Consider the following 21,485-nt stretch of genomic DNA (forward strand, 5'->3'; position numbering starts at 1 on the left):
GCGCCGCCTCAGTCGGCCAGCCAGCGGCGCAGCGCCGCCTCGGACGCGCGCTCCGCCTCGGCGGCGGCATCCAGTCCGCCGTCGCGGTCGTCGTCACGCGCACCCGGTGCGTTCGCCGCGGTGCCGGCCGGCAGCGTGATGGGCGCGGTGGAGAGGTCGTCGTCCGGGTGGATCGCGGGCAGCTCCACCGGGGCCGCGTCGAGATCGACGGGCCGGAAGGCGGCGAGCTCATCTGCGGTGATCTCCTGCGTGTCGAAGGACTCCGGCGCACGAGGCACCGGCCCCGTCTCCCGTCGCGCGTCGTCCTCGTCGGCGACCCACTGCGCCAGCTCCTCGGGGTCGTATGCGTCGGTCTGCATCGACGTGTCGATGGTCGGCGCACCGGCGCCGGGCGTGCGCTCGAGCAGGGCGATCGCGTCGTCGACGTCGAGTGAGTCCGCCGAGAGGATGTCGTCGCCGGCGACCCCGCCGGCGAGGGATTCGAGCAGTTCGACGGCGTCGGCGACGATGTCGTCGCGGTCGACGTCGTGGCCGTGCACCAGCCACTTCGCGAATTCGAGCTCGGCGTACAGGCGCGCGCGCTCGCGCGCCCGGGCGTCGGGAGCGCGGCCGCTGTCGGCGACGTAGGCGGCGTAGACGTCGTCAGCGGCGTCGGGGGCCGACGCGAGCCACTGCAGGTCGGTCGCAGGGTCGCCGATCGACAGCCCGTGCCACTCGAGCAGTCCGGTCACGGTCGGCACGCCGTCGAGATCCTCGAAGAGGAACGACGCTGCCCCCGCGCCTCCGAGCACGACGGCGGACTCGAAGCGCCAGAGCTCGTCGGCGTCGGCGGCCCGGTGCCAGCGCTCGGCCAGAGTCACGGGCAGGCGGCGGGTCGCGACAGCGCGTTCGATCAAGCGGGTGACGTCGGCGCGCACCTGCTGCGGGGTGCGCGCAGGCAGACCCTCGCTCTTGACGATCGAGTGGGGCAGTGCGTGCAGTGCTGCGAGCGAGGCTCCCAGCGAGGTCGCCGCGCCGCGTCCGGGCGGAAGGTGGGCCGCATCGACGCGGTAGCCGGGAAGGAAGTCGACGACGACGACACGCGTGTCTCCGAGGCCCGCCTCGCCCAGCAGCTCAGGCGCGCGGAAAGGGAGCAGGCCCCGCACGCCGGGAGTGAGTGCGCGCAGCGCGCGCACCTCCGCGGCGAGTTCGGGAGCGGACGACGCGTCGGCAGGGACACGCACGACCACCCTGCGCCCATCGTCGAGATCCGCGACCGCCGCGTCGAATCGGCCGGCCGCTCTCTCGGTGAGGGCGCCGACTCCGACGACGCCGACCCGCGGGAGAGCCGACGTGACCGACGCGGCTAGAGTGAGGGGTGAGCGTGCCATGTGCCCAGGGTAGGTCGGTCGCGCTCGTCCGTCCCCGCGCCACGCCCGGCCCTGAACGACGAAGGGGAGCATGTTCGATGACGGCGCCCGACAGCACCAGCCTGAATCCGCTGGCGCAGCCCGGACTTGATCGCGCGGCCGATGAGAGGCTGATTCGCGGCCTCCTCGAGACGGCGAAGACGGATGCCGACTCCCGCGTCCTGGTCGTCGTCGGCGACTCCGCGCCGCTCGCCGCACCCGACGCCCTCCAATGGCGCACCCCGGCGAGCGTTCCACACGGAGCCGAGTGGGCCTTCCTCGGGCGTGATGAGGACGGCGCAGCCCTGCTCGCCGCGGTGTTCGCGACGCAGGACGACGAGCTGTTCGCCGCCCCGTCAGGATGGGCGGGCCTGCGCACGGTGGGGGCGTTGCTGACGCCTCTCGACGCCGGCGCGTTCGTCGAGGCGCTGAGCCTTGGACGATGGCTCATCGACGCCCCGTTCTGCCCGGCGTGCGGCACCCGCACGATCCTCGGAGACGCGGGCTGGTCGCGCCGATGCCCGAACTGCGGGCGGCAGCACTTCCCCCGCACCGATCCAGCGGTGATCGTCGCGATCACGAGCATCGCGGACCCCGATCTGCTGCTCCTCGGCTCGAACGCCCTGTGGGGTGCGGACCGGTTCTCCTGCTTCGCCGGGTTCGTCGAAGCCGGCGAGTCGCTCGAGGCGGCCGTGCGCCGCGAGGTGGCCGAGGAGTCCGGCATCGACGTCGGCACGGTGACCTACCGCGGATCCCAGGCTTGGCCGTACCCGCGCTCGCTCATGGTCGGCTTCCTCGCCGAATCCCGCGACGACGCGATGGCGCGCGCGGACGGCGAGGAGATCGCTGCGGTCCGCTGGTTCACGCGCGACGAGATCGGCCGGGCGCTCGCCGGCGACGGCGACGTCGTGCTGCCCGGGCGAGCGTCCATCGCGCACCGGCTCATCGCCGACTGGCACGCGGAGCGAGTGTGAGCGCCGGCGCCCTCGCAGGGCTCGACGAGCATCAGCTCGAAGCGGCGACCGCGTTGCGCGGACCCGTCGCGGTGCTGGCCGGCGCCGGCACGGGTAAGACCCGCGTCATCACCCACCGCATCGCCCACGGCGTCGACACCGGCGCATACTCGCCGGGGCGCGTCATGGCGGTGACCTTCACGACGAAGGCCGCCGGTGAGATGCGAGGGCGTCTGAGGGCGATGGGTGTCGGCGGGGTGTCGGCCCGCACCTTCCACGCGGCCGCTCTGGCACAGCTCAACTTTTTCTGGCCGACGCTCGCGGGTGACAGCGCTCCGGGCATCATCGACAACAAGGTGCGGATGCTCGCCCACGCGGCGGACGGCATCGGGCTCGCGCCCGACGTCGCCACCCTGCGCGACGTCGCGTCCGAGATCGAGTGGCGCAAGGTCTCGATGCTGAGCGTCGACGCGTACGCGGCGGCCCGCCCGAACGGCGTCGGTCGCCTCGGCGTCGAGCGCGTCGTGGCGCTGCAACACGCCTACGAGAAGCTGAAGGACGAACGCCGTCAGCTCGATTTCGAGGACGTGCTGCTCGCCTGCGCCGGCATGCTCGAGGCCGAGCCGCAGGTCGCCAAGGCCGTTCGCGAGCAGTACCGCCACTTCACCGTCGACGAGTTCCAGGACGTCTCGCCGCTCCAGAATCGCCTGCTCGAGTTGTGGCTGGGGGATCGCCGCGACCTCTGCGTCGTCGGCGACGCCAGCCAGACCATCTACTCGTTCGCCGGCGCCGACGCCGCGTACCTGCTCGACTTCCCGTCGCGCTACGAGGGTGCCCGCGTCGTGCGCCTCGAGACGAACTATCGATCGGATGCCCCGATCCTGGCGGTCGCGAACGAGCTGATGCGCGGGCGTCCCGGCGCGCTGCACCTCTCAGCGGCCGCCGATCGCGACGCCGGAGCCGGCTCTGCCCCCGTTCCGACGGTGACCGCGTTCGAGGACGACCGGGACGAAGCGCGCGCGGTGGCGGCGCGGATCGCGGCGCAGATCGCAGACGGCGCGGACCCGCGCCACATCGCCGTGCTGTACCGCGCGCATGCGCAGTCCGCGGAGCTCGTCGCCGCCCTCTCCGACGCGGGGATCGCGACGACGGTCCTCGGCGGCCGCCGCTTCTTCGACATGCCCGAGGTGCGGCAGGCGGTCATGGAACTGCGTGCGGCCTCGGTCGCACCCATCGAGAGCGCGTTCGTCGACACGGTGCGCGACATCCTTCGTTCGCGGGGTCTCACGGACGAGCCGCCCGAAGCGGGCGGCGCCCTCCGTGACGCCTGGGAGGCACGAGCTGCGCTGCTGCGTCTCGCCCAGGAGGCGCCCGAGGGGACCACCCTCCGAGCGTTCGCCGACGAGCTCACCGCCCGGGCCAAGGCGCACGACGAGCCCGCGATGCGGACGGTGACCCTTGCGACGCTGCACGCGGCCAAAGGCCTGGAGTGGGAGCACGTTCACCTCATCGGCGTCGCGGAGGGCCTCCTTCCGATTTCGTACGCCACCACGTTCGAGCACGTCGACGAGGAGCGGCGCCTCGCGTACGTCGGCATCACGCGGGCTGGGCGAACGCTGTCGCTGTCATGGGCTCGAGGCGTACGGGAGCGGCAGCCGTCGCGGTTCCTGCGAGAGATCGGCAACGGCACTCTGCGTGCGGGCGGTGCGACCTCACGTGCCGGTGCAGCGACCCGGCGCGCAGGATCACCGACCGGGTCCGGTCGGCCGAGGGGTTCCGCGCGCGCTCCGCGATGAGGCGTCCGGCCACGATCCCCGCCTCCCAGAGCACCGAAGGCTCGCTCTCGACGGGACGACCGAGCAGCTGCGCCGCGACCACCGGCCACGAGGGGTCACTGTCGCGACGGTGAGCCGCGACGCAGGCGAGACAGGCGCTGCGGCCGGGCTCCACGAACGGTCCGACCTCCGCACCCGAGCCGGTGAGCGCGATCGGCACGTGATCGACGTCGGCGCCCATGAGCGCGGCGGCCGCACCGGGCGCCACGACGCGATGGACGATGAAGACGACGGCTTCGGCATCCGTGCCGGCGCTGCCGATGCCATCGAAGCGGTGGGCCGTGTGGATGTCGACTCCCTCCGCGGCGAGGCCCGCGGCGATCGCGTCGCGATGGCGGTCGGGCACGCCCTCGGCGCACTGGATCGCGACGCGGGGTCTGGTCGCCCGATCCGTCAGGAGTGCGCGGCGGATGCGTGAGAGGAACCGCGACGCGGCGAGGGCGTCCGGAGCTCCGAGCGCCTGTGCGAAGGGGACTGCGGCCCCGTCGGGGATGCCGCGCTCCAGTTCGCGGAGCAGACGCTGCTGCCACGGGAGCGGATCATCGAGGACCGCGACCGGCTCGGCGCCGAACTGGATCGTCGAGTCGGTCCGCCACACCGGGGGATACGCGGGGTCGAGTCGCAGCATGCGCCCGATCCTGTCGCGCCGACGGGGTCCGCAGCGGATATCCACAGGCCGCGAGGTGTCTTCGGGGTGCTCCGGCCGTCTGGGGAGGAACCGGCGATCCGGCCCGGACCCGCCGCCTACACGGGCCGGTGGTCGTCGGGCGCGCCGCTCTCGCCCTCCTCGCCCGATCCGTCGGACTCGGAGGGGGAATCGGATGCCTCGTCCGCGGCCGATCCTCCGGGCTCCTCGCCCGCGAGGAGGCGCGCCAGGGCGTCGTCCATCTCGTCGCGCGCCGGCTCCTCGCCGCGGGCGCGGGCTTCCAGGCGGGCGACGAGTGCTGCGGGGTCGTCGATGTCGGAAGCGCTCGGCATGAGATCGGGGTAGTCCCACAGCGCGTCGCGCGCGGCCGGGCCCACCGCAGCCGTCACGGCGCGCCACATCGCGGCGGCCTCGCGCATGCGGCGCGGCCGGATCTCGAGGCCGACGAGCGAGCCCAGAGCACGCTCGGCGGGACCGCCGACCGCGCGGCGGCGGCGAACGGCCTCCGAGATGCGCTGTGCCGAGGGGAGTCGCGAGGTGGCGTCCTCGGTGACGACTTCGACCCAGCCTTCGACCGTCGCGAGGAGGTTCTCCAGGCGGGCGAGAGCCGCCTCCTGGGCCTCAGAGCGGGCGGGCAGCAGTGCACCGCTCTCGATCGCGCGGCGGAGCTCCTCGGGCTCGGACGGGTCGAAGCGCGTGGCGAGATCCTCGAGGGCGTCGGTGTCGACGTGCACGCCCCGCGCGAAGTCGGTGACCTGCGAGATCACGTGCAGGCGCAGCCAGCGCGCGTGACGGAAGAGGCGGGCATGCGCGAGTTCGCGCGTCGCGACGTACAGCGCGAGCTGGTCTTCGGGCACCTCGAGGTCGCGCCCGAAGTCGGCGAAGTTCTGGGGAAGGATCGCGGCCTGGCCGTCGGGCATCAGCGGGATGCCGACGTCGCCGCCGCTCACCACCTCCTTGGACAGGTTGCCGACCACCTGACCGAGCTGCGACGCGAAGAGCGAGCCGCCCACCGTGCGCATGAGGCGCCCGGCGCCCTGCACGAGTCCCTGCATGTCTTCGGGCGCCTGCTCGCTCAGCGCGGACGTGAGTGCGTCTGCGATGCTCGTGGCCACCGGAGCGGCGAGCTCCTGCCATACGGGCAGCGTCGCCTCGACCCAGGCACCACGCGTGAGCGTCGCGGGGGGAGCCGACAGCTCCGAGATCGTGGTCGCCTCGCTCAGCCACAGCGTCGCCAGCGAGAACGCCTGGTCGAGGTCCGTGCGCTGACCCGCGGTCACACCCAGGCCCTCCTGGTTGGCGATGTGCAGCGCCTGCCGCTTCGCCATGTCCCACGAGATGCCGGTCTCATCGGCGCCCTCGAACGCCCCCTGCAGCTGACGCATGACCGCCTGCATCATCGCGGGGTCGATGTTCATCCCCGACAGCCGCGACAGCTGCTCGGGGTCGAAGTCGCCCGCGGCGCCGCCGAACAGCTGGCGGATGAGTTCCTGGAAGTCGTCCTCGGGGCTGGGGTCGCCCCCGCCAGTGACGTCGTCTGCCACTTCAGCCGCCTTTCAGCCGGTCGATGAGGTTGCGTTCTACGCTAGTCGCAGCATCCGTCGCACTCCCCGGCAAGGACGCCGAACGCCTTACGCCGGTCGCGAACGACCAGGCGCAACACCGACAAGGCACGGAAGAGAGGTCCCGCGTGGCCCTGTTCGACGAGAACACGACGATCGAGCCCGCCCCACGGCCGCGGATGTCCCGCCGCACGCTGGCGGGCGTATGGTCGCTCGCCGTCGCGATGGTGGTGCTCCTCGTCATCACGTTCCTGCCGACCTCCTACGTCATCCAGCGGCCGGGTCCGGTATACAACACGCTCGGCACGGCCCAGAACGCCGACGGCGACGAGGTGCCCCTGATCTCGGTCGAGGGAGCCGAGACCTACCCGACGGACGGATCGCTCGACCTCCTCACCGTGCAGGTGCAGGGCAACCGCGAGCACACGCCGTCGTGGTTCGAGCTCGCCATGGCGTGGTTCGACCCGAGCCGGGCCGTCATGCCGATCGACGCGATCTTCCCCGAGAACCAGACGACCGAGCAGCGCAACGAGGAGAGCGCGCAGATGATGGTCGACTCCCAGCACGAGGCGACGGCGGCCGCGCTGACCGAGCTCGGCTACGACGTCGGCGGGACCCTGTCGGTCTACTCGGTCATCGACGGCGCCGCGGCCGAGGGGATCCTCGAGCAGGGCGACCTGATCCTCGAGGCGAACGGCGAGGAGCTCGCGGATGTCTCGAACCTCCGCTCGGTCATCAACCAGGGGGAGGGCGCTCCGGTCGAGCTCCTCATCGAGCGCGACGGCGAGCAGCAGACGGTGGAGGTCGCGCCGAAGGAGATCACCGACGACGATGGGAAGACGACCTGGATCCTCGGGGTCAACCTCACGACGGACTACGACTTCCCGATCGACGTCACCATCCAGCTGAACAACGTCGGCGGACCCAGCGCCGGCATGATGTTCGCGCTCGGTATCATCGACACGCTCACCCCGGGCGAGCTCAACGGCGGGGAGCAGGTCGCGGGCACGGGCACGATCACCGCCGATGGCGAGGTCGGGCCGATCGGAGGCATCCGTCAGAAGATGTGGGGCGCGCTGGATGCGGGCGCCGAGTGGTTCCTCGCTCCCGAGGCCAACTGCGACGAGGTGGTGGGTCACATCCCGGGCGACCTGCGAGTGTTCTCGGTCGAGGATCTGGACGATGCGCTGGCCGTGCTCGACGCGGTGAGCTCGGGCGGCGATCTCGACGCGCTCCCGACCTGCACTCTCAAGTGAGCGTGCGGATCGTGCCCGAAACGTTGCGAGTTTCTTAGAGTTCGCCCAGGGAGGACAAGGCGGGCGCCGAGAATCGCGCGCCTAGGATGGGAACGTGACCACGACCTCCGCGCCGACTCCGGCCACACCCTCTCGCACCCGACGCGTCATCGCCATCAGCCTGGCGATCATCGCCGCGCTCGTGGTGGCCTTCTTCATCTTCGCCAGCCTCTACGCGGACTGGCTCTGGTACGACCAGCTCGGTTTCTCGGAGGTGCTGCTCACCCAGTGGGTCGCGCGCGTCGTGATGTTCGCGGTCGGCTTCCTGGGGATGGCGGTGCCGGTGTGGCTCTCCATCCAGCTCGCGTACCGGCTGCGCCCCGTCTACGCACGGCTGAGCTCGCAGCTCGACCGCTATCAGGAGGTCGTCGAGCCGCTGCGCCGGCTGGCGATGTGGGGCATCCCGATCTTCTTCGGCTTCTTCGCCGGCTTCGCCGCCTCGGCGCAGTGGGAGACCACGTGGCTGTGGTTCAACGGCGTCGCCACCAAGACGACCGACCCCGAGTTCGGGCTCGACACCGGCTTCTACATGTTCGCGATGCCGTTCTGGAGCTCGCTCATCGGCTTCGCCTCGGCGGTGCTGCTCATCTGCCTGCTCGTCACGGCGCTCGTCTCGTACCTCTACGGCTCGGTGCGGATCGGTCAGCGGGAGCTGCGGATCTCGAAGTCTGCCCGCATCCAGCTCGCGGTGACCGCGGGCCTGTACCTGCTGGTGCAGGGCGCGAGCCTGTGGCTCGACCGGTACAAGACGCTCGTCGAGCCCGGCGACCGCATCACCGGTCCCGGCTACACGGGCGTCAACGCGATCATCCCCGGCCAGACGATCCTCGCCTTCGCCGCCGTCATCGTCGCCATCCTGTTCTTCGTGACCGCGATCATCGGCCGCTGGCGCTACCCGCTCATCGCGACCGCCCTGCTCGTCGTGTCGGCGATCGTCGTCGGCGTCGGCTACCCATGGGTCGTCAACACCTTCCAGGTGCAGCCGAACCGCTTCGCCCTGGAAGAGGATTACTACCAGCGCAACGTCGACATGACCCACGAGGCGTACGGCGTCGCCAGCCTCGACCAGCAGGACTTCACGGCCGTGACCGATGTCGAGGCCGGCCAGCTGCGCGACGACGCGGCGACCACGGCCCAGGTGCGCATCATGGACCCCGCGATCATCTCGCCGAACGTGCGCCAGCTCGAGCAGTACCGGTCCTACTACCAGTTCGCCGACCCGCTCGACGTCGACCGGTACGACATCGACGGAGTCTCGCAGGACACGGTGGTCTCGGTGCGTGAGCTGAACCTCGCGCAGCTCGGCAACGCCGCCGACTGGCAGAACTCCGCCGTCGTCTACACGCACGGCTACGGCCTCGTCGCCGCGAAGGGCAACGACCGCACGAATGAGGGCGACCCCGTGTTCCTCGAGCGCGGCATCCCCGCCGCAGGGTTCCTCTCCGACCAGGAGGACTTCCAGCCGCGGGTGTACTTCGGTGAGTACTCGCCGACGTATTCCATCGTCGGGGCACCCGCCGGGGCGGAGCCGGTCGAGCTCGACTACCCCTCGGGTGAGGACGGCTCCGGCGAGACGAAGACCACGTTCGACGGCGAGGGCGGGCCGAGCCTCGGCAACGTCTTCAACAGGCTCATCTACGCGCTCAAATTCCAGGCCGAGCAGATCCTGTTCTCCGACTACGTCAACGAGGACTCGCAGATCCTCTACGACCGCAATCCGCGCGATCGCGTCCAGAAGGTCGCCCCTTACCTGACGCTCGACAACGACGCCTACCCGAGTGTCGTCGACGGGCGGATCGTGTGGATCATCGACGGCTACACGCTGAGCGCCAACTACCCGTACTCGTCGACCGTGAGCCTGACGTCGGCGATCTCGGATTCGAGCAACCCGGCTCCGCGCTTCGCTCTCGACGACATCAACTACATCCGCAACTCGGTCAAGGCCACCGTCGACGCGTACGACGGCTCGGTCACGCTGTACGCGTGGGACGAGAGCGACCCGGTGCTGGAGTCGTGGCAGAAGGTCTACCCGTCGACGATCAAGCCGATCAGCGACATGTCGGCCGACCTGATCAGCCACGTGCGATACCCGACCGACCTGTTCAAGGTGCAGCGCACGATCCTCGGGGTGTATCACGTCGACGACGCGCGCTCGTTCTACCAGAGCGACAACCGCTGGCAGACGCCGAACGACCCGCAGGAAGAGACGGCGCTGCAGCCGCCGTACTACCTGACGATGCAGATGCCCGACCAGGATGAGCCGACGTACTCGATGTTCACGTCATTCATCCCGGCGGCGACGGCAGGCAACACCAGAAACGTCCTGATGGGCTACCTCGCGGTGGACTCGAACGCCGGAAGTGAAGCGGGCGTCAAGAGCGAGGACTACGGAAAACTCCGGATGCTGGTGATCGACGCCGAGACGACGGTGCCCGGTCCTGGCCAGGTGCAGAACACGTTCAACTCGGATCCGCAGATCTCGGCGCAGATCAACCTGCTGAAACAGGGGCAGTCCGAGGTGCTCAACGGCAACCTGCTCACCCTGCCGGTCGGCGGCGGCCTGCTGTACGTCCAGCCGGTGTTCGTGCAGTCGTCGACGGGCACGAAGCTGCCGAAGCTCCAGAAGGTGCTGGTCTCGTTCGGCGACAAGATCGCCTTCGAAGACACACTGAATGAGGCCCTCGACACTCTGTTCGGCGGCGACTCGGGTGCCGACGCGGGCGACACCGACGTGCAGCCGACCCCGGGTGCCACGCCGGCGCCGACTCCTGAGCCGACTCCGACCGAGCCGACGACCCCGACCGCGCCCACCGACGAGTACCAGGCTGCGCTGCAGGACGCGCAGCAGGCGATGCTCGATCGCCAGGCGGCGCTCGAGAAGGGCGACTGGGCGGCGTACGGCGCGGCCGACGAGCGTCTCACCGCGGCGGTCGAGAAGCTCATCCAGCTCGGCGAGCAGCCGTAACCCGCGCACGCGCGAAGGCCGGTCCCCGAGGGGGCCGGCCTTCGGCGTTTCCGAGAGCTATGCCGTGAGGATCGCGTACCAGATGAGCAGCAGCGTGACGGCGAAGCCCGAGAACTGGTTGAGCCACAGGAACCGGCGCCATCCGGTGGTCGCGGCCGCGGCGTCGGCGTCGGCGATCGAGCGGTAGGGCCAGACCGTCACGAGGTAGGGCACGACGAGCACTGCCGCGAGCGGCCCCGGCCAGGTCGTCGCGAGCATCGCGACCCCCGCCGCGGCGTAGCAGGCGAGGGAGAAGCGCACCGTCCAGCGCGCGCCGCGTGCCGTGGCGATCGATGCGATGCCCGCTTCGCGGTCGGCGACGACGTCCTGCACCGCTCCGTACGCGTGGGAGGCGATGCCCCACAGCGCGAACGCGACGATGAGGGCGACGAGGGCGGGCGTCCACGTCGCTCCGGCCAGGACGATTCCGTACACGGCGGGGGAGAAGAAGTGGATGCTGCTGGTCACGGAGTCGAGGAACGGCCGCTCCTTCAACCGCAGCGGTGGCGCGCTGTAGAACACGACGAAGAACAGGCTCGCGGCGAGGACGACCCACGAGACCGCGGAGCCGACCACCGCAAGATAGGCGACGAACGGCAGGCACAGCAGTGCGGAGGCCCACAGGGTCACGCGGTGCATCCGCCGATCGAGCACGGCGCCGTGGGCGCCGCCCTTGCGAGGGTTGCGGAGGTCCGACTCGTAGTCGAACACGTCGTTGATGCCGTACATCGCGAGGTTGTACGGCACGAGGAAGAACAGTGTGCCGACCACGAGGGTGAGGTCCACCTCGCGCGTGGTCAGGACGTAGGCGGCGGCGAACGGATACGCGGTGTTGATCCAGCTCACCGGCCGCGAGGCGATGAGCAGCTGCCGGGCGACGGTGTTGGCGCGCAGGGGCGCGTCGGTGGTCACGAGGCCGTCTCCTCACGATGCGAGCGCGTCGGCTCCAGCAGCGTGAAGACCGCAGGTACGAGGAATGCCGCGCACACGGGGTAGGCGAAGTCCTCGATGGGGGCGAGACCGATGCGCAGTCCGGAGATCAGCGTCTCGGGGTACGTGAAGAGTCCCGCGGCGATCATGACGTTGTCGAACACGGCGGTGAGCACCACCAGCACGCCGGCGGCGATGGCGGATGCTGTCATCCTGCGCCCGAACGCCGGGCGGCGGGCCGTCAGCAGCGCCACGATCACGGTGATGACGACGAACGGGACGACGATGAGGGAGTAGGTCATCGGCTCGCCTCCGAGCGCGGGGACGCAGCATCCGCTCGTCGTCGTTCCGTCAGGCGCACGGCGCCGGACCACGCGACGAGCGCCAGGTAGCTCAGGAATGCGAGGAACACGGGTTCTTCGAGGGGGAGGTGGGGGGCGAGGTCGACGCCCAGCAACAGGGCGCTGTCGCCCTTGACGAAGACACCCGTGGCGATGCCCACGGCGTCCCACGCGAGGAAGAACGCCGTGCCGATGCCCACCGCGAGGGCTGTGCGTGCGGGCGCCTGCCATGCCGCGAGGCGCCAGCGCCGGTCGATCAGCAGCACGCCTGCGGCGGAGGCGAGGATCGCGATGAGGTAGATCCCCGGCACCGTCACACCCTCGCCGGCTCAGCGACGGGACCGGGGGAGCGATCCCCTCGCAGACGCTTGACGACGAGCTCGGCCGAGATGAGGCACATCGGCAGGCCGATGCCGGGCAGGGTGGAGGCGCCGACGTACGACAGGCCCTCGATCCTGCGCGAGGCGTTGCGTGGGCGGAACACCGCGCTCTGCCCGAGCGTGTGGGCGAGACCGAGCGCGTTGCCGCGCCAGGCGCCGAAGTCGTCGGCGAAGTCGCCGGGCGCGACCGTGCGGCGCACCACGATGCGTCCCGCCAGGTCGGGGATGCCGCACCACTCGGCGATCTGCGCGATCACCTCGTCGGCAGCGGCCTCGATCGAAGCGTCTCCGCCGCCGTCGATGCCCCCGTGCCCCAGCTGGGGGTCTGCGGGCACGGGGACGAGCACGAAGAGATTCTCGTGCTCCGGCGGCGCCACGCTGGGGTCCGTGGCGCTGGGACGGCAGATGTAGAGCGACGCGGGGGCAGGGATGCGCGGGCGGGCGCCGAAGATGTCGGTGAAGTTCGCGCGCCACTCGCGGGCGAACAGCAGCGTGTGATGGGCGAGCTGAGGCAGTCGCCCCTCGACGCCGAGCATCACCAGCAGCGCGCCGGGGCTCGGCGTGCGCGAACGCCACCACTCCTCGGGATACGTCTGTTCGGCGCGAGGGAGCAGACGGGTCTCGGTGTGGTGCAGATCGGCGCCCGACACGACGAGGTCGGCGGGCACTCGGTGTCCGCCGACGAGCTCGACGCCGGTCGCGACGCCTGCCTCGGTGGTGATCGCGGTGACTCGCGCACCGGTCTCGATCGCGACTCCGGATGCCTCGGCCAGGCGCGCGATCGCGCTCACGAGCTCGGTGAATCCACCGCGCGGGTAGAGCACGCGATCGCCGAGATCGAGGTGGCTCATGAGGTGATAGAGGCTCGGCACGCCGTAGGGGGATCCCCCCAGGAAGACCGCGGGGTACTCGAGGATCTGACGCAGCCGTGGATCGGTGAACCGACGCTCGACATGGCTGGCGAGGCTGCGCGTCAACAGGGGCGCGAGCCGCGGCACCCGTCTCAGCACTGCCGGGTCTCGAAGGCCCGCGGTCGTCTCGTACGTGTCGTAGAGGAAGCGCGAGACCGCGAGGTCGTACGCGTCGGCGGCGGAGTCGAGGTAGGCGTCGAGGCGAGCGCCCGCGCCGGCCTCCACGCTCTCGAAGAGGGCGGTGGCCTCGGCGCGGCCGGAGCGCACGTCGAGCGGGGCGAGACCGGTCGAGGGGTCCGAGTACACGCGATACGCCGGGTCGAGCGGGACGAGATCGAGCTCGCGCTCCGCCGTCGTCCCGAGCAGCCGGAAGAAGTGCTCGAACACTTCGGGCATGAGATACCAGCTCGGGCCCGTGTCGAAGCGGAACCCGTCGCGCTCCCAGGAACCTGCGCGGCCCCCGATCTCATCGCGCGCCTCGAACAGCGTCGTGTCCCACCCTTCGCTGCCCAGCAGTGCGGCCGCGGCGAGCCCGCCGACCCCGCCGCCGATGACGACCGCGCGCCGCGGTCCGTCGATGAGAGTCATGCGCGCACCTCCCGTGGTGCGAAGCCCAGCAGCGCGCGGGCCGCGAGACGCGCCTTCACGGCGTCGGGCACGCGCACCCGCTCCTCGGATCCGTCGCACGCGCGCAGGCGCACGGCGAGCTCGGCGAAGAGGTCGTGCGCGGCGGTCACCGCGCGGCGGCAGTCGGCGGGAAGCGCCGGGATGGCGCTCGCCGCGACGGCCAGGTCGCGGTCGATGCGGTCGAGCACTGCAGCACGCTCCCCGTCGGCAGAGGACAGACCGAGGTAGTCGCGGCCGAGCACGGCTTCGTCGTGGTGGAGGTCGCGGAGGAAGTTCACGTCCTGGAAGGCCGCACCGAGGCGCCGGGCTCCGTCGACGAGCTGAGGAGAGGGGGCGACCGGATGCTGCGCCCCGGCGTTGACGAAGACCTGCAGGCACATCAGTCCCACGACTTCCGCCGAGCCGTACACGTAGGCGTCGTGCGAGGCGGCATCGTGGCTGCGCGTGCCGAGGTCGGTGCGCATGGACGCGAAGAAGGGGCGCACGAGATCCTCCCCGATGCCGCACTCGCGCGCCGTGCGGGCGAACGCGTGGACCACGAGGTTCGAACTGAAGCCGCGCTCGATCGCCGACAGTGCCTCCTGCTCGAGCTCGTCGAGGATCTCGCCCGCGACCTCCGGAGGCAGCCCGGCCTCTTCGGCGGGGCCGTCGACGATCTCGTCGGCGACGCGCACCAGCGCGTAGACGTTGCGCACGTGCGGTCGCGGTCGCGGACCGAGCAGCCTGCACGCGAGCCCGAACGACGTCGAGTACCGCGCGATCACGGTTGCCGCGGCATCCGCCGCCGCCTGGTTGTAGAGGGCGAGACCCGTGGGGGTCGCGGTGCGCACGGTGCTCATGGGATCCGTCTTTCGATGCCGTCGGCGAGGGTGCGCAGGAGTGCGCCGGCCCGGTCGGGGAGTGCGGGATCGTGCGATGCCGCCCGCACCGCGGTCAGCGTCTCCTCGACGAGCTGCACCAGGCGCTGGCGTGCTCCGGTCTCCTCCAGCACCGCCTGCGCCTCGCGCACCGCGACAGGGCCGGTACGCGCGAGCGCGAGCGCTTCGTCGACGCGCGGCGCGGCGCCGGACTCCCGCGCCAGCGCAACGAGCGGGGTGCGCTTGTTCTCGCGGAGGTCGGGTCCGGTGTCACGCCCCGTCTGCGCCGTGGTCCCGAACGCGCCGATCAGATCGTCGACGAGCTGGAAGGCGAGCCCGAGGCGTCCGCCTGCCTCACCGAGCACGCGCAGCGCGTCGCCGTCGGCGCCCCCGAGCAGCGCGCCCGCCTGCAGCGGCGCGCGGAATGTGTACACCGCGGTCTTGTTGAACGCCGTATCGAGGGTCGAGAGGCGCGACGGATGCCGCGCCGCGACGCTGTTCTCGACGTCGGCGAGTTCGCCCGCCGCCGAGATCAGGACGGCGTCGTCGAGCAGGGTCAGGAGCCGATCCCTCGTCGCGTCGTCGGTGTGGGCCATCGCGATCAGGCGGAAGGCCTCGTGCAGGAGGATGTCGCCGGCCAGGATGGCGGCGGCGTCGCCCACCAGGGCCGCCCCGTCGGGGTCGGCGCCGTCGTCCTGTGCCCGCCGCCGGAACTCGCCGCCGATGTTGGGCACCCCGCGCCGCATCGTGTCGTGGTCGATCACGTCGTCGTGCACGACGAACGCCGTGTGCAGCAGTTCGAAGGCCGCGGCGACGGAGAGGACGGCGGACGTGTCGGCGTCGTCGGCGCGGAACGCGTCGAAGGATGCCGTGACCAGGGCGGGACGCAGTCGTTTTCCGCCCTGGGCCGCGCGGGTGATCGCGTCGCCCAGGACGCCGAACGCGGGGCCCAGCTCCGACGCGCGCTCGCGGATGCGCGCGAGCGCGCCGTCGATCGCGATCCGAAGGTCGGGGTCGGACGCCGCGGGGATCATGACGCGCGTCTCTCGCGCGATGACGTCTCGAACAGGTGGAGCTGCTGGGCCTGGAGCACGAGCCACGGGCTGAACGCCCACGGTGTCGCCTCGAGCGAGACGGCGAGCGCTTCGGGCTCGACCCACCGCGCGTCGACGACCTCGAGCGGGTTGAGCACGGGCTCGTCGTCGGTATAGGCGGTGTACACCGGGCACACCTCGTGCTCGACGATGCCGTTGGCGTCGGTGGCGCGGTACCGGAAAAGCGGGAGCGCGACGCGGAGGTCGGTGAGGGTGAGCCCCAGTTCGAAGTCCGCGTGGCGACGCACCGCCGAGAGCACCGGTTCGGCAGGACGGGGATGCCCGCAGAACGAGTTGGTCCAGACCCCGGGCCAGGTGCGCTTCGTGAGGGCCCGCCGGGTGATGAGAACCTGGCCGTCGCTGTTGACGACGTGGCAGGAGAACGCGAGGTGCAGGGCGGTATCGGGGCCGTGCACGCTGGATTTCGGGGCCGTGCCGATGGCTCGGCCGTCATCGTCGAGCAGGACGACGTGGTCGGTGTCGGGCATCCCATCATTCCTCTCAGATTGCTAGCTAAGCTAGCAATACCTCTTGTGCGATGCTACAACGGGTCGGAGGGAACGTCCACGATGTCGGAACGCTGGCTGCCACAGACCGAGCATGAGCATGCGGTGATGCGTGTGCTCACGTCCATCCGTGCCGTCAGTGACGCCATGGAGCGCATGCACAGCGGCATGAAGGGCGACATGGACATGAACGCGTCCGATGTCGCCGCTCTTCGGCTGCTCATCATCCGCGAGCGGCAAGGCCGCTCGGTCAGCCCGCGCGACATCGCCCGACACCTTCGCATCTCGACCGCATCGACCACCAAGCTGCTCGATCGACTCGTCGATTCCGGCCACGTCCAGCGGCGACCGCATCCCAGCGACGGGCGCGGGCGCGTGGTGGTGCTCACCGAGGATGCGCGCAATGCGTTCTTCCGGGTCTTCGGCGACAGGCTGCGGGCGATGCGGGCCGTCGCGTTGGACTACGACGAGGTGGAACTCGCCGTGATCGCGCGGTTCTTGGACGACCTGTGCGGCGCGATGGACCCGGAGGAGTGAACGCGACGGCTCGCGGAACAACAGAAGAGGGCGACCCTGTCGGGACGCCCTCTTCTGTGTTTTCTGTTGCGGGGACAGGATTTGAACCTGCGACCTCTGGGTTATGAGCCCAGCGAGCTACCGAGCTGCTCCACCCCGCGGCACAAGGAATAGCCTAGCACGGGGTTTGGGGTGGTCGTGACACAGGGGTGGTCGGCTTGCCCCGACCGCGGGCGGCGGGCAAGGATGAACCCATGTCCACCGAGCGCGACACCGACGCTGCAGGCGGCCGCGTCGAAGGCCGCGACGAGACGCCGGAGGAGCGTGCGGACCGCAACTGGAGCGAGGTGCTGCAGGAGGTGCGCGTCCTGCAGACGGGCACGCAGATCCTGACCGGCTTCCTGCTCGCGCTGGCCTTCCAGCCGGCCTTCGGCGACCTCACCGATTCCCAGAGGTCGTTCTATCTGGGGCTCGTCGTGCTGTCAGCGCTCAGCTCGATCGTCGCCCTCGCACCGGTGGCCCTCCACCGGGCCCTGTTCCAGCAGCGTGCCAAGGCCGAAGTCGTGCGGTACGGACACCTCGCCCTCGTCACGGCGCTCGGGACCGTCGCCGTGCTCCTCGTCGGTGTCGTGGCCTTCGTGTTCGATGTCGTGCTGGGTGGGTCGGCGTTCTGGTGGGCCCTCATCCCGCTCGGGCTGCTGGTCTTCGCGATGTGGCTGGTCGTGCCCGCGATCCTCCGCGCGCGCCGCCGGACGAACGGAGTACGACGATGACCGAGACACTCCCCATCGGGGTGGCGCAGTTCGCACCGACGGCCGATGCCGCGGTGAACCTCGAATCCATCGCGCAGCTCGTGGCGACGGCATCCGCCCGCGGAGCGCGCGTCGTGGTCTTCCCCGAGTACTCGAGCTACTTCGTCGACCCGTTCGACGAGTCCCTCGCCGCGAACGCCCAGGCGCTGGACGGCCTGTTCGTGCAGGCGCTCACGCGACTTGCGGCGCAGCACGACCTGACGATCGTCGCGGGACTGCTGGAGCGCGGCAGCGACGGCGAGCGCGTGCGCAACACCGCGGTCGCCGTCGATGCGACGGGCCTGATCGCGCACTACCGGAAGCTGCACCTCTACGACGCGTTCGGCCAGCGGGAGTCGGACTGGGTCGAGCCGGGGGAGCCGGAGGCACCGCAGACGTTCGAGCTCGGCGGACTCCGGTTCGGCCTCATGACCTGCTACGACCTCCGGTTCCCCGAGGTCGGACGGCTGCTCGTCGACGCCGGGGCCGACGTGTTCGTCGTGCCGGCGGAATGGGTGCGCGGTCCGCTCAAGGAGCACCACTGGCGCACCCTGCTGCACGCCCGCGCGATCGAGAACACCGTGTTCGTCGCCGCCGCGGACCACCCGCCGCCCCTCGGAGTAGGCAACTCGCTCGTCGTCGACCCGCAGGGCGTCGAACTGGCCGCGGTCGGCACGTCGACCGACGTGGCGGTCGCCCACCTCGACGTCGGCGCGATCGAGCGTGTGCGCCGGGTCAACCCCGCCCTGACGCTCCGGCGCTTCGGCGTCGGGCCGCGCTGACCCCGAGGCTCACCCGAGGGCGGCGAGGCGGGAGGCCGCTTCCTCGAGCACCTCGACGCGTTTGCACGCCGCGAAGCGCACGAGCGTGGCGTACTTCTCGAGCCGGTCCGGCGTCGCGAACGCGGTGAGCGGGATGGCCACGACCCCGGCGCGCTCGGGGAGAGCGCGGCAGAAGGCCGCGGCATCCGTCGCTCCGAGCGGCGCGGCGTCGACGACGGTGAAATAGGAGCCGGCGGGCATCGACACGTCGAATCCGGCGGCGCGCAGCCCCGCGCCGAGCAGGTCGCGCTTCGCACGCAGCGTGCCGGCGATGCCTTGGAAGAAGTCGTCGCCCAGGCGGAGTCCGGTGGCCATCGCAGGCTGGAACGGGCTGCCGTTGACGTACGTGAGGAACTGCTTGACCGCGAGCACCGCATCGACGAGCGGGGCGGGGCCGGAGATCCAGCCGATCTTCCAGCCGGTCGTCGAGAACGTCTTGCCGCCCGACGAGATCGTCAGCGTGCGCTCCCCGGCGCCGGGGAGCGTGGCGATCGGCACGTGCGGCTCGTCGAAGACGAGGTGCTCGTACACCTCGTCGGTCACGATGACGGCGTCGTGGTGCTCGGCGAGGCGCACGACCTCGTCGCGCACCGCGGCGCCGAAGACAGCCCCGGTGGGATTGTGCGGATCGTTCACGAGGATGACGCGGGTGCGATCGCTCACGGCGGCGCGCAGTTCGTCGAGGTCGGGCTGGAAGTCGGGCCACCGCAGCGGCACCGTCACGAGCCGAGCGCCGGCGAGAGCGACGACCGCGGCGTACGAGTCGTAGTAGGGCTCGAACACCACGACCTCGTCGTCGGGACCGTCGATGAGGGCGAGGAGCGCGGCGGCGAGCGCCTCGGTCGCCCCGGCCGTCACGAGCACCTCACGGGCGGGATCCAGCCGCAGTCCGTAGAACCGCTCCTGGTGCTCGGCGACGGCCGAGAGGAGATCAGGGATGCCGCGACCCGGCGGGTACTGATTGACGCCGTTCGCGATCGCCGAACGTGCCGCCTCGAGCACCTCGGCCGGGCCGTCCTCGTCGGGGAAGCCCTGCCCGAGGTTGATCGCGCCGGTACGCGCCGCAAGGGCCGACATCTCGGCGAAGATGGTGGGGTGGATCGACCCGTCGGAACCGACGAGTCCGGCGCCCGCGGCCGTGCGGCGCCATGCTCCGGAGATCTGTCGCATCGCTTCACCGTAATACCGGGCGGGCTCATCTCTGTTGCATAGGCGAGTCCCATTCGCGACATAAGAAACGCACAGCATCGGTGGGCACAGTGGTGAGTGCTTGGCAGAAGGAGCAACCATGAGCGACATCCAGGGCGATCGCCCGGAAGACCAGACCCCCGCCGTCCCCTCGCAGTCGGCCGCGGAGGCCGCCGCGCAGACGCCCGCCCAGCCCGAGACCCCGGCCCCCGCCGCGGCCGCGCCGGAAGCCGTCGAGCCCGCGCAGTCATCCGCGCCCGCCCAGCCTGCGCCGCCCGTGGCCTCGGCCGCGCCCGCCGCCGCGCTGCCCCCGGTCCCGCCGAGCGCACCCGCCGCGCAGCCCGCGACCCACGTGCAGCCCACCGCGCCGACCCAGCCCGTGCCGCCCGCCGGTTATCCGGCAGGGGCGCACGCGTACGCCCGTCCGCAGGGTTACGCCGGCCAGCCCGCACCCTACCCCCACTCCTACGCGGGCCAGCCGACGCCCGGCGCCCCCGGTGCCGCGTTCGGCGTGCCCGCTGCGGACGCCCAGCAGACGCTGCCGATCGCCGGCTCGACCGGCGCGGTGCCGACGGCGACCAAGGCCCCCAAGAAGTCGTCCGGAGCGGGCAAGGTCGTCGGCCTCATCGTCGCGGCCGCCATCGTCGGCGGCGCTGCGGGCCTCGGTGGCGCGTACGCCGGCGTCACCTGGTTCGCCCCGGTGAGCGCATCGCCCGCCGCGGGACCGTCGACGGTCACCGTCAACGACACCGACTCGGTCAACCAGACCACCGCGATCGCCGCGAAGGTCGTGCCGAGCGTCGTCACGATCGAGGCGACCGGCTCGTCGGCAGCCGGCACCGGTTCGGGCGTCGTGCTCACGAAGGACGGCTACGTCGTCACCAACACGCACGTCGTGACCCTCGACGGCGCGACCGGTGACGCGACCATCCGCGTGACCACGTCCGATGGCCGCGTCTACGACGCAGAGGTCGTCGGCACCGACCCGACCTACGACCTGGCCGTCATCAAGCTGAAGGACGCCGAGGACCTCACCCCGATCGAGATCGCCGACTCGAGCAAGCTCAACGTCGGCGACACGACCGTCGCGGTCGGGGCGCCGCTGGGGCTCGCGAACTCGGTGACGGAAGGCATCGTGAGCGCGCTCAACCGCTCGATCTCGATCGCGTCCTCGGCGGCGCCCGACTCGGGCGGCGACAGCCAGGACCAGCAGGACCAGAACAGCCAGGAAGGCCCGTTCCGCTTCGACTTCGGTCAGGGCGACCAGCAGTCGACGGCGACCGAGAGCATCTCGATCTCCGTCATCCAGACCGACGCCGCCATCAACCCCGGCAACTCGGGCGGCGCGCTGGTCGACTCCGACGGCAAGCTGATCGGGATCAACGTGGCGATCGCGACCGCTGGCGGCTCGTCGTCCGACGGCTCGGGCTCGATCGGCGTCGGCTTCTCGATCCCGTCCGACATCGTCAAGCGCATCACCGGCGAGATCATCGACAGCGGCGAGGCGACCCACGGTCTGCTCGGCGCGAACGTGAAGGCCGCGGCATCCGTCGAGGGCTCCACCATCACCGGCGCCTACATCGATGCCGTCACCGACGGCGGCGCGGCTGCCGCCGCCGGCCTGCAGAAGGGCGACATCGTCACTGCTTTCAACGGCGTCCCCGTCACCGACGCGACCGACCTCACGGCGCAGGTGCGCGCGGCCGCGGCCGGCAGCGACGCCGAAGTGACGTACGTCCGCGACGGCAAGACGCAGACCCTCCAGGTCACGCTGGGATCGCTCCAGCAGTAGTCCGCACGCCCGTCCACACCCCCAGGGACGCCATTGCGCGAGCAGGTA

Annotated in this window: 18 protein-coding genes and 1 tRNA gene; 8 read left to right on the top strand and 11 right to left on the bottom strand. The window is 71.1% G+C overall.

What is annotated here, in order from left to right; genetic code table 11:
- Nucleotides 1–8: 8 nt before the first annotated feature.
- Nucleotides 9–1,370 carry a phosphotransferase gene (locus tag RS82_RS03080; protein ID WP_045296837.1) on the bottom strand — a complete coding sequence of 454 codons (1,362 nt, stop codon included), beginning with the start codon at nucleotides 1,368–1,370 and terminating at the stop codon, nucleotides 9–11.
- 77 nt (nucleotides 1,371–1,447) lie between these two features.
- On the opposite strand from RS82_RS03080, the gene nudC reads away from it, so the two are divergent.
- The gene (nudC, locus tag RS82_RS03085) at nucleotides 1,448–2,362 is read left to right on the top strand and encodes an NAD(+) diphosphatase (protein WP_045296839.1); all 915 of its coding nucleotides are present in this window, start codon (nucleotides 1,448–1,450) and stop codon (nucleotides 2,360–2,362) included.
- On the top strand, nucleotides 2,359–4,137 hold the full coding sequence (locus RS82_RS03090) for an ATP-dependent helicase (protein WP_045296841.1): 1,779 nt from the start codon (nucleotides 2,359–2,361) through the stop codon (nucleotides 4,135–4,137). Before nudC ends, RS82_RS03090 begins: the two co-directional genes overlap by 4 nt.
- A gap of 783 nt (nucleotides 4,138–4,920) precedes the next feature.
- Here the strand turns inward: RS82_RS03090 and RS82_RS03100 are convergent.
- Nucleotides 4,921–6,366: a zinc-dependent metalloprotease gene (locus RS82_RS03100; RefSeq protein ID WP_045296843.1), complete on the bottom strand. Its 1,446-nt coding sequence runs from the start codon at nucleotides 6,364–6,366 to the stop codon at nucleotides 4,921–4,923.
- Between the two features lie 146 nt (nucleotides 6,367–6,512).
- Between RS82_RS03100 and RS82_RS03105 the strand changes: the two genes are divergently transcribed.
- Nucleotides 6,513–7,640 (top strand): YlbL family protein, encoded by a 1,128-nt coding sequence (locus tag RS82_RS03105; protein WP_045296844.1) that lies wholly within the window; start codon nucleotides 6,513–6,515, stop codon nucleotides 7,638–7,640.
- 94 nt (nucleotides 7,641–7,734) lie between these two features.
- On the top strand, nucleotides 7,735–10,644 hold the full coding sequence (locus RS82_RS03110) for a UPF0182 family membrane protein (protein ID WP_045296845.1): 2,910 nt from the start codon (nucleotides 7,735–7,737) through the stop codon (nucleotides 10,642–10,644).
- A gap of 57 nt (nucleotides 10,645–10,701) precedes the next feature.
- Here the strand turns inward: RS82_RS03110 and RS82_RS03115 are convergent, their stop codons facing one another.
- The 7 genes from RS82_RS03115 to idi are packed head-to-tail and all read right to left on the bottom strand — an operon-like array spanning nucleotide 10,702 to nucleotide 16,311.
- Nucleotides 10,702–11,595, bottom strand: coding sequence for a prenyltransferase (locus RS82_RS03115; RefSeq protein ID WP_045296846.1), 894 nt, complete (start codon nucleotides 11,593–11,595; stop codon nucleotides 10,702–10,704).
- Nucleotides 11,592–11,915 carry a lycopene cyclase domain-containing protein gene (locus tag RS82_RS03120; protein WP_045296847.1) on the bottom strand — a complete coding sequence of 108 codons (324 nt, stop codon included), beginning with the start codon at nucleotides 11,913–11,915 and terminating at the stop codon, nucleotides 11,592–11,594. The genes RS82_RS03115 and RS82_RS03120 overlap by 4 nt, the downstream gene beginning before the upstream one ends.
- Entirely contained in the window at nucleotides 11,912–12,265 is a 354-nt protein-coding gene (locus tag RS82_RS03125; RefSeq protein WP_045296926.1) for a lycopene cyclase domain-containing protein, read from the bottom strand. Before RS82_RS03125 ends, RS82_RS03120 begins: the two co-directional genes overlap by 4 nt.
- Nucleotides 12,266–12,267: 2 nt before the next feature.
- Entirely contained in the window at nucleotides 12,268–13,833 is a 1,566-nt protein-coding gene (gene crtI, locus RS82_RS03130; protein WP_045296848.1) for a phytoene desaturase family protein, read from the bottom strand.
- Entirely contained in the window at nucleotides 13,830–14,711 is an 882-nt protein-coding gene (locus RS82_RS03135; RefSeq protein WP_045296849.1) for a phytoene/squalene synthase family protein, read from the bottom strand. Before RS82_RS03135 ends, crtI begins: the two co-directional genes overlap by 4 nt.
- Nucleotides 14,708–15,763 (bottom strand): polyprenyl synthetase family protein, encoded by a 1,056-nt coding sequence (locus tag RS82_RS03140; RefSeq protein ID WP_045296850.1) that lies wholly within the window; start codon nucleotides 15,761–15,763, stop codon nucleotides 14,708–14,710. Before RS82_RS03140 ends, RS82_RS03135 begins: the two co-directional genes overlap by 4 nt.
- Complete coding sequence (gene idi, locus RS82_RS03145) at nucleotides 15,760–16,311, bottom strand: isopentenyl-diphosphate Delta-isomerase (RefSeq protein WP_045296852.1); 552 nt, start codon at nucleotides 16,309–16,311, stop codon at nucleotides 15,760–15,762. Before idi ends, RS82_RS03140 begins: the two co-directional genes overlap by 4 nt.
- Here idi and RS82_RS03150 point away from each other — a divergent pair.
- Nucleotides 16,294–16,866 (top strand): MarR family winged helix-turn-helix transcriptional regulator, encoded by a 573-nt coding sequence (locus RS82_RS03150; RefSeq protein ID WP_342666930.1) that lies wholly within the window; start codon nucleotides 16,294–16,296, stop codon nucleotides 16,864–16,866. The genes idi and RS82_RS03150 overlap by 18 nt on opposite strands.
- A gap of 66 nt (nucleotides 16,867–16,932) precedes the next feature.
- On the opposite strand, the gene RS82_RS03155 is transcribed toward RS82_RS03150, so the two are convergent.
- A tRNA-Met gene (locus tag RS82_RS03155) sits at nucleotides 16,933–17,006 on the bottom strand.
- A 93-nt stretch (nucleotides 17,007–17,099) separates the two neighbouring features.
- On the opposite strand from RS82_RS03155, the gene RS82_RS03160 reads away from it, so the two are divergent.
- Nucleotides 17,100–17,618, top strand: coding sequence for a DUF6328 family protein (locus tag RS82_RS03160; RefSeq protein WP_045296855.1), 519 nt, complete (start codon nucleotides 17,100–17,102; stop codon nucleotides 17,616–17,618).
- Nucleotides 17,615–18,418: a carbon-nitrogen hydrolase family protein gene (locus tag RS82_RS03165; RefSeq protein ID WP_045296856.1), complete on the top strand. Its 804-nt coding sequence runs from the start codon at nucleotides 17,615–17,617 to the stop codon at nucleotides 18,416–18,418. Before RS82_RS03160 ends, RS82_RS03165 begins: the two co-directional genes overlap by 4 nt.
- 9 nt (nucleotides 18,419–18,427) lie before the next feature.
- Here RS82_RS03165 and RS82_RS03170 read toward each other — a convergent pair whose 3' ends face one another.
- Nucleotides 18,428–19,627 carry an aminotransferase class I/II-fold pyridoxal phosphate-dependent enzyme gene (locus tag RS82_RS03170; protein WP_045296857.1) on the bottom strand — a complete coding sequence of 400 codons (1,200 nt, stop codon included), beginning with the start codon at nucleotides 19,625–19,627 and terminating at the stop codon, nucleotides 18,428–18,430.
- 118 nt (nucleotides 19,628–19,745) lie between these two features.
- On the opposite strand from RS82_RS03170, the gene RS82_RS03175 reads away from it, so the two are divergent.
- Nucleotides 19,746–21,437, top strand: coding sequence for a S1C family serine protease (locus RS82_RS03175; protein WP_045296858.1), 1,692 nt, complete (start codon nucleotides 19,746–19,748; stop codon nucleotides 21,435–21,437).
- Nucleotides 21,438–21,485 lie beyond the last annotated feature (48 nt).

Source organism: Microbacterium trichothecenolyticum (genome assembly GCF_000956465.1).
Taxonomy (GTDB): domain Bacteria; phylum Actinomycetota; class Actinomycetes; order Actinomycetales; family Microbacteriaceae; genus Microbacterium; species Microbacterium trichothecenolyticum.

Coding starts and splice junctions, on each gene's coding strand:
- RS82_RS03080 (WP_045296837.1), bottom strand. CDS start 1,370: ATGGCACGCTCACCCCTCACTCTAGCCGCGTCGGTCACGTCGGCTCTC.
- nudC (WP_045296839.1), top strand. CDS start 1,448: ATGACGGCGCCCGACAGCACCAGCCTGAATCCGCTGGCGCAGCCCGGA.
- RS82_RS03120 (WP_045296847.1), bottom strand. CDS start 11,915: ATGACCTACTCCCTCATCGTCGTCCCGTTCGTCGTCATCACCGTGATC.
- crtI (WP_045296848.1), bottom strand. CDS start 13,833: ATGACTCTCATCGACGGACCGCGGCGCGCGGTCGTCATCGGCGGCGGG.
- RS82_RS03135 (WP_045296849.1), bottom strand. CDS start 14,711: ATGAGCACCGTGCGCACCGCGACCCCCACGGGTCTCGCCCTCTACAAC.
- RS82_RS03140 (WP_045296850.1), bottom strand. CDS start 15,763: ATGATCCCCGCGGCGTCCGACCCCGACCTTCGGATCGCGATCGACGGC.
- idi (WP_045296852.1), bottom strand. CDS start 16,311: ATGCCCGACACCGACCACGTCGTCCTGCTCGACGATGACGGCCGAGCC.
- RS82_RS03160 (WP_045296855.1), top strand. CDS start 17,100: ATGTCCACCGAGCGCGACACCGACGCTGCAGGCGGCCGCGTCGAAGGC.
- RS82_RS03165 (WP_045296856.1), top strand. CDS start 17,615: ATGACCGAGACACTCCCCATCGGGGTGGCGCAGTTCGCACCGACGGCC.
- RS82_RS03170 (WP_045296857.1), bottom strand. CDS start 19,627: ATGCGACAGATCTCCGGAGCATGGCGCCGCACGGCCGCGGGCGCCGGA.
- RS82_RS03175 (WP_045296858.1), top strand. CDS start 19,746: ATGAGCGACATCCAGGGCGATCGCCCGGAAGACCAGACCCCCGCCGTC.